The sequence below is a fragment of the Puniceicoccus vermicola genome, from assembly GCF_014230055.1.
GTDB classification, from domain to species: Bacteria; Verrucomicrobiota; Verrucomicrobiia; order Opitutales; family Puniceicoccaceae; genus Puniceicoccus; species Puniceicoccus vermicola.
The window spans coordinates 20,464-27,924 of record NZ_JACHVA010000130.1 but is presented as its reverse complement, the minus strand read 5'-3'; the positions used below and the strand labels follow the sequence as shown (position 1 = coordinate 27,924).

Here is a 7,461-nt window from a genome sequence, read left to right as displayed (position 1 = left end):
CGCTCTTGATCAAAAAGTGGGGACAGGCAGCAGAGGATGCTAACCTGTCCCCGATGATTAATAGAGAGATAGGCATTAAAGGATACCGTATGATCGGTGTCGAATCGATAAGTTCTCAGCGAAGTGAGGTGCATGTGTCTCCGAAGGAGGCACCGGAGCGTTGCCCTTGCTGTGGAGGCGATCGCCTCCACAGCAAGGGCCGGTATAAGCGGCGGGCCAGTCATCTGGATTTGATGAGCAGTCGCTGCGACTTGGTGGTGCATACCCGGCGCTGGCAGTGTCTGGATTGTCGCCGGAGTTTCGTTCCCGCTCCTCCGGGGATCCGCCCGTGGCGCCGGTCGACCGAGAAGCTTCGCCATAAGCTCTACCGGGACCACGAGGACGGAATAGACCTCAAAACGCTTTCCAGCCGCTCTCCGCTCAGTGCGGCTACGGCCGGGAGGATCTTCCGCCAGTGGACCGAGCGACTCGCCAATGAGCGCAGCGATTTGCACTGCCCGAGTATCCTGGGAATCGACGAGCACACCCTCCACCGCAAGAGCCGCTTTGTCACCACCTTCTGCGATCTCAGGAACAACCGCGTCTTTGACTTGGCCGAGGGAAAGAGCGAAGAAGAGCTAGCGCCTTTCCTGCGCTCTTTAAAGGGCCGGGAGCGCGTTCAGGTCGTCTGTATCGACTTGTCCAGTTCCTACCGCAAACTCGTGCGCAGGTGGTTCCCCAAGGCTCGCATCGTCGCCGACCGTTTCCACGTCGTCAGGGTCCTCGGACTCCACTTCAACAACCTCTGCCGATCCATCGCTCCCGAGATCACCGCTCACAGCGGTCTGCTCGCGGCCATCCGCACCAAACCCCAGAAGCTCTCACAAAAGCAGCTTCTTAGACTACAGGAACTGTTCCGCAAATATCCCGCTCTCGAGCCCCTCTACCTCAAAAAATGGCAGATACACTCCCTGCTCTGCAGAAAACGATGTTCAGCGCCTAAATGCCGCACCAATGCCCGTGAACTCAACGAACATATACAACAACTGCAAAAACAGGGATTCCCGGACATGGCCACTCTCGCCAAAACACTCACACGGTGGATCGAACCCATCGCCAGAACTTGGCGATACACCAAAAACAACGCCATCACCGAGGGCTTCCATAGAAAAATGAAGCTCATTCAGAGAAGAGCCTATGGATTCCGATCCTTCCAAAATTATCGACTTAGAGTCCTCGCCACATGCACATGAAAAATAACTCAAAATCTAAAAAAATGATCCATCCCCCAAAGTTTGATGTAGACCCGACCGGTCCCCAAACTTTGGAGTAGACCCCTTTGGCGTAGACCCGGATCTAAATCTTAGAATGGCGGAGGAGGAGGGATTCGAACCCCCGGTACCGTTTCCGGCACACCTGATTTCGAGTCAGGCCCATTCGACCACTCTGGCACTCCTCCACAGGTCAGGCCTATGGAAGTCTTCCGATCATTCTAAAGTCAAGGAGGAAAGGGCCTACCGAAACCAAATCCGCTTCACGTATTTCCCGGATTGGGTGATGACTGCCTTCGACCTCGGTACGAGTCAGGCCCATTGGCACTTCGCTTCTGTCACCCGCTTCGCGGGTTCGAAACGACCACTTCCTCCTTCGCTCTCCGAGCTTCGGCGGACAGGCTGACACTCCTCCACAGGTCGGAAAAGGAGAGGCGGTTGCCACGGATGGCGGGGACATCCAGGAAAATCCGCAGCCATTCTCGATCTGCGGCTTCGTGCGGTGGCAACCGTCTGTCGAATCCGTCGATCCTTTACGGCTTGAGCAGGCCTTGCTCGACGTAGTAGGCGCGGGCGGCTGGATGGAGGGGAGCGGTCAGAGATTCCTTGACCATCTCCTCTTTGTCCAAAACTGCGAAGGCCGGGTGGAGGCGACGGAAGGTATCGAAATTTTCAAAAACGGCACGGACCACTTCAGTCACAGCGGCGGGGTTTTGTTCGGAGGTGGTCAGAAGGGTTGCCCGGACGCCAAAGGTCGGCACGGGATCGTCATTGCCCTCGTACATCTCCCCAGGGATGTCGGTGTAAGAGTAATAGGGATATTTCTCAACGATGCGATCCACCCACTCCCCTTCAACCGGGACGATCACTGCGTCGACGAGGGTGGTCGCTTCCTGAATCGATTCGTTGGGATGGCCGACGGTGAAGACAATGGCATCGACTTCGTTCGCTGCGAGCGCTTTCGCCTGCTGATTGGAAGGGAGCGCCATGGTTTTCCTAAAATCGTCCACGGTCCACCCTTTCTCCTTCAGGATGTATTCCATCATGGCCCGCTGTCCGGAACCGACATTGCCGATATTGACCCGCTTGCCCTTGAGATCGTCAAAGGTCTCGATTCCCGAATCCCGCCGAGCCACCACGGTGAAGGGTTCAGGATAGATGGAAAAGACGGACCGTAGGCCCGTGTAGGGACCCACCGCTTCGAACTGACCCTTCCCGAGAAAAGCCTCATATTGAACATCCGACTGAGCGATCCCGAAATCCAATTCTCCCTTTTTTAGGGCATCCACGTTGAATACCGATCCCCCCGTGGCTTCGACCGAGATGCGAATTCCGGTTTCGTCCGTAGTGCCGTTGGCGAGGCGAGCAATGTAGCCCCCCAGCGGATAATACACTCCCGTCACCCCACCCGTCCCGATACTGGCAAAGATCTCTTCGGTGGGCGGTGAATCTCCTCGCGAAATCAACGGCATGATTCCGAGGATGAGCGCAAAAAGAGAGGAGATCGTTTTCTTCATAGTGAGTGTCCGGTCGGGAGAAAATGAAGGCGAGAATGCGGCGAAATTCAAAAATTCACTGCCGACTTAACTACAAAGGACCCGATTTCCGAACAACTCAAGGGCTGATGCCCAATTTTCGGAACTGGGAGAGAGGCGGAAGACGAAGAACGGTGTGGAAAATCGTTTTTGGGGACCGAACTGGCGTGGGCAAGGCTGAAGCCATGCCCCACTGTGAGTGGGTCGCTTCAGCGCCCACTGCTCAATGAGCCGGGAGAGAAGATCCGACGAAAAATCCCCCTTTTCTGCGCAAAGCGCGTCCGCACTTGCCCCCGGGCAAGGCTGAAGCCATGCCCCACTGTGGGTGGGTCGCTTCAGCGCCCACCGCACAATTGGCCGGGAGAGAAGATACGACGAAAAATTCCCCTTTTCTGCGCAAAGCCCGTCCGCACTAGCCCGCGAGCAAGGCTGAAGACGTGCCCCACTGTGAGTGGGTCACTTCAGCGCCCATTGCGCAATGAGCCGGGAGAGAAGATCCGACGAAAAATCCCCCTTTTCTGCGCAAAGCGCGTCCGCACTTGCCCCCGGGCAAGGCTGAAGCCATGCCCCACTGTGGGTGGGTCGCTTCAGCGCCCACCGCACAATTGGCCGGGAGAGAAGATCCGACGAAAAATTCCCCTTTTCTGCGCAAAGCCCGTCCGCACTAGCCCGCGAGCAAGGCTGAAGACGTGCCCCACTGTGGGTGGGTCGCTTCAGCGCCCACTGCTCAACCGCAGGCCTCATCCAGAACTCCGAAAAATTCCCTCACCCACTTTTTTCAAAAAAATTTCACCCCGGAGGGATTAAAACATTCGTGAGTGGCTCCTACTTCATGAGTGCTTTTTTCGAAAAAGCCTTTCTTGTTCTAATCACCATCCAATCCCGAGACGAGAATGGGAGTCCTCTCTTGAAAAATTTCTCAGCTCCGCCTATTTCAATCTTTTTCAATTCCCTAACGATTCACCGATTTTGACCATGAGCCAAGAAACTGACGAAATTCAAAAAGTGGTGGAAGAGACCGCGACTTGGGTTCCTCGCCTCCGCGAAGAAATCCGCAAGGTCATTGTTGGCCAAGAGTATCTCATCGATCGACTGATTGTCGGCATCCTCGCCAACGGCCACGTTCTCCTCGAGGGCGTTCCCGGCTTGGCGAAGACCCTTTCGGTCCGCACGCTGGCCACAGCCATCAAAGCCGACTTCTCCCGCATCCAGTTCACCCCGGACCTTCTCCCGGCTGACGTGGTGGGGACGCTGATCTACAATCCACGAACCAGCGAATTCCAGACCCGCAAGGGGCCGATCTTCGCCAACGTTGTCCTCGCCGACGAAATCAACCGCGCGCCGGCCAAGGTGCAAAGCGCCCTGCTTGAAGCCATGCAGGAGCGTCAGGTAACTCTCGGGGACGAGACCCACTTCCTGCCGAAGCCGTTCCTCGTCCTCGCGACGGAGAACCCCATCGACCAGGAAGGCACCTACCCTCTCCCTGAGGCGCAGGTTGACCGCTTCATGTTGAAGCTGCGGGTGGACTACCCCAGCAAAAAAGAGGAGCTCCGCATCCTCCAGGAGATGGCGACGACCAAGCCGAAGACGGACGTCGATCCAGTCATCGACCTCAATGAGATTCTGAAAGCGCGTGAAACGGTCGATCAGATCTACGTCGATCCGAAGATCCAGCAATACGCGGTCGATCTCGTATTCGCAACCCGCAAGCCGAGCGACTACGGCTTGGATATGGATCATTTCATCCAGTTTGGCGGCAGCCCCCGCGCAACCATTTCGCTCATCCTGGCGGCCAAGGCCTGGGCCTTCCTCCAAGGACGCGGGTATGTAACTCCGCACGACATCAAAACCATCGGGATGGATGTTCTCCGGCACCGGGTGATCCCCTCCTACGAGGCGGAGGCCGAGGGGTACGCCAGCGAGCAGATCATCAACCGTATTTTCGACACCGTCGCCGTTCCCTGATCCTGCCCCATGGCTGAACAGGAAGACCAGACCCGGGAAATCATCCGGAAGGTCCGGCGACTCGAGATCCGGACCAACCGCATGGTCACCGATGCCCTCTCCGGGGCCTACCACAGTGTGTTCAAGGGCCAGGGGATGGATTTCGAGGAGGTCCGCGAGTACGCTCCCGGAGACGAGATTCGCTCGATCGACTGGAACGTCACGGCGCGGATGGATCGACCCTTCGTCAAGATCTACCGTGAAGAGCGTGAGCTCACTCTCATGCTCCTGGTGGACCTTTCCGCCTCGGGTTCCTTCGGCTCGGCTTCTGAATCGAAGCGGGAACTCGCGGCCGAGATCGCAAGCGTCCTCGCCTTCGCCGCCAGCCGCAACAACGACAAAGTCGGCCTCCTCATCTTTACCGACCGGATCGAGACCTACGTCCCGCCTCGGAAGGGGCGCTATCATATTTTGCGGGTTATCCGGGAGATCCTCTATTTCCAGCCCGAGGGAAAAGGCACGGACCTACCCGACGCTCTCGACCACATGAACCGCCTCCTGAAGCGGAAAGCGGTGGTCTTCCTGATCTCCGATTTCCTCCAAGGGCCCGATGGGCGCCTCCCCGACCCGGAACAACCCCGGGGCGATGCGGTCTTCCAAGCCCTCTCGCGCACCCACCGGCGGCACGACCTGACCACGATTTTTCTCTCCGACGAGCGCGAGCACTCTCTCCCTCCGGTCGGGCGCATCACCCTTGAAGATTCCGAAACGGGCGAGACCGTCGAGCTCGACACCTCAAGCCGGCGCGTCCGCGACCGCTATGAAAAAGAGAACCGGGATCGTCTGGCCAAGATGAACCGGGCCTTCAACCAGCTGGGCCTCGGCAGCTTGGCCCTGAGCACCGGCGAGCCCTACATTCACCACCTTCGGCGATATTTGGAAAAGCGGGAGCGTCAACGATGAACGCAAAACGGATCTCCAATCACATCAAGAGCATCGGGACACGCGGAGACGGGTGTTCGGTGGTTGGGTCGCTTCAGCGCCCAACTTCGAAGAGCTCGCAGCCGCAAAGCCGGGCGCTGAAGCAACCCGGCCTCGGTGAGTCGGCCTCCCGCAAACGGTTTTCGGGGTCCCTCTCATTCGGTTGGGCTTCGGCTCTATTGCTCGGCCCGCTCACCGTCGCCTCTGCCCAAGAAGGCCTCCGCCCGATTCGCGGTCCCATCGTTCCCAGCTTCTGGGAGGAAAATGGGATCTGGGCAATTCCAGCCATCGTCGGGGCCGCCCTGCTCCTCCTCATTCTGACGATCCTGATTTGGAAGTTCGCGAACCGGAAAAAACTCCTCACTCCGAAGCAACGCTACGACCAGGAAGTCGGCGAGATGGAGACCCTTCTCACCGAGGGCCATGCCGAGGAAGTTCCGGCCCGCCTTTCCCGCGTGTTGCGCGAGTATATCGAAGCTTCGACGGGGATTCGGGCTCCTGAGCAAACCACCGAAGAATTCTTGGCCAATGCCGCCGAGGCCTCCGAAAACCGGATTCCTCCGGAAGCCATTGAGGAACTCGGCTCCTTCCTCGCCCTCATGGATGAGGCCAAATATGCCCGTCGTCTCCTCTCCCCCGAAGAGATGCAGTCGCTCTTCGATTCCGCCAACCACTTTGTCGAAACCAACGAAAAACAGGAGGCCCCCCGTTGAGCGACTTCCTCTTTCAGGATCCTGAATGGTTTTGGCTGGCCCTGCTCCTGCCACTGTGGATCGTGCTCCGCGGCCGCCGGGGCAAGAACGCAGCCCTCTCCTTTTCCTCAGTCGCCATCGCCAAAGATGTAACCCGCGGCTCCCGCTCGCGCATCGGAGGATTTTTCTTCCTCATGCGCTTATTGGCCCTCCTCCTGATTCTCTCCGCCTTGGCCCGCCCCCAGCTCGGGAAGGGACACAGTGAGATCGAGTCCAGTGGGATTGACATCGTCCTGGCCATCGACGTCTCGGGATCAATGAACGCCCTCGACTTCGCCTCGCGGGAAGAGATCGCCACCCGCCTGGAGATTGTGAAGAGGACGGTCGAAGAGTTCATTGAGAAGCGTCCGAATGACCGCATTGGGCTCATCGCCTTCGCCAAGGAATCCTTTCTCGTCAGCCCCCTGACCCTTGACCACGGCTGGCTGTTGCAAAATCTCGAACGCATCCAGACAGGGCTCATCGACGGGACGCAAACCGCCATCGGACCCGCAATCGGGATGAGCGTGAACCGCCTCCGCGACCTTCCGGCGAAGAGCCGCATCGTCGTCCTCCTCACCGACGGGGAAGACAACGTCCAAGAGGTTCCGCCGATTGCCGCCGCCGAAGCGGCTGAGACTTTCGGGGTCAAGATCTACACCATCGCCGCCGGCCAGAGCGGGCGGGTTCCCATGCCCAAGGCAGACAGTTCCGGCAAAGTCATCCGCCGCTCGAACGGCGAAATGATCTTCGGCGGATATGCCGAGAGCCGCGTCGATGAAAAGACCTTGGGCGAAATCGCCGAGATTACCGGCGGCAAGTTCTACCGGGCGACCAATCCCGAGGAACTCCGGGCGATCTATGGTGAGATCGACGAACTGGAAAAAACGGAGGTCAAACTCCGCCACTACTCCGAATTTCAGGAATTATTCCACTGGCCCCTTTTCGCCGCGGCCCTCCTCCTCGGCCTTGAACTCCTTCTCGTGAACACGCGATTCCGCCCCCTGCCCGGCTGAGCAA

General features: G+C 58.3%; 6 protein-coding genes and 1 tRNA gene. 5 read left to right on the top strand and 2 right to left on the bottom strand.

From position 1 onward, the window contains the following. On the top strand, positions 1-1,232 hold a 1,232-nt coding region (locus H5P30_RS18190), incomplete at its 5' end, for an ISL3 family transposase (protein WP_221774400.1). A 116-nt stretch (positions 1,233-1,348) separates the two neighbouring features. On the opposite strand, the gene H5P30_RS18185 is transcribed toward H5P30_RS18190, so the two are convergent. After that, positions 1,349-1,438: transfer RNA gene (locus H5P30_RS18185), tRNA-Ser, on the bottom strand. Between the two features lie 345 nt (positions 1,439-1,783). Beyond that, the gene (locus H5P30_RS18180; protein ID WP_185694340.1) at positions 1,784-2,767 is read right to left on the bottom strand and encodes a TAXI family TRAP transporter solute-binding subunit; all 984 of its coding nucleotides are present in this window, start codon (positions 2,765-2,767) and stop codon (positions 1,784-1,786) included. 993 nt (positions 2,768-3,760) lie between these two features. Between H5P30_RS18180 and H5P30_RS18175 the strand changes: the two genes are divergently transcribed. The 4 genes from H5P30_RS18175 to H5P30_RS18160 are packed head-to-tail and all read left to right on the top strand — an operon-like array spanning position 3,761 to position 7,457. Next, on the top strand, positions 3,761-4,750 hold the full coding sequence (locus H5P30_RS18175; RefSeq protein ID WP_185694339.1) for an AAA family ATPase: 990 nt from the start codon (positions 3,761-3,763) through the stop codon (positions 4,748-4,750). A gap of 9 nt (positions 4,751-4,759) precedes the next feature. Next, positions 4,760-5,692, top strand: coding sequence for a DUF58 domain-containing protein (locus H5P30_RS18170; protein WP_185694338.1), 933 nt, complete (start codon positions 4,760-4,762; stop codon positions 5,690-5,692). Continuing rightward, positions 5,689-6,423: a hypothetical protein gene (locus H5P30_RS18165; protein WP_185694337.1), complete on the top strand. Its 735-nt coding sequence runs from the start codon at positions 5,689-5,691 to the stop codon at positions 6,421-6,423. The genes H5P30_RS18170 and H5P30_RS18165 overlap by 4 nt, the downstream gene beginning before the upstream one ends. Further along, the gene (locus tag H5P30_RS18160) at positions 6,420-7,457 is read left to right on the top strand and encodes a VWA domain-containing protein (RefSeq protein WP_185694336.1); all 1,038 of its coding nucleotides are present in this window, start codon (positions 6,420-6,422) and stop codon (positions 7,455-7,457) included. The genes H5P30_RS18165 and H5P30_RS18160 overlap by 4 nt, the downstream gene beginning before the upstream one ends. The last annotated feature ends 4 nt before the right edge of the window (positions 7,458-7,461 follow it).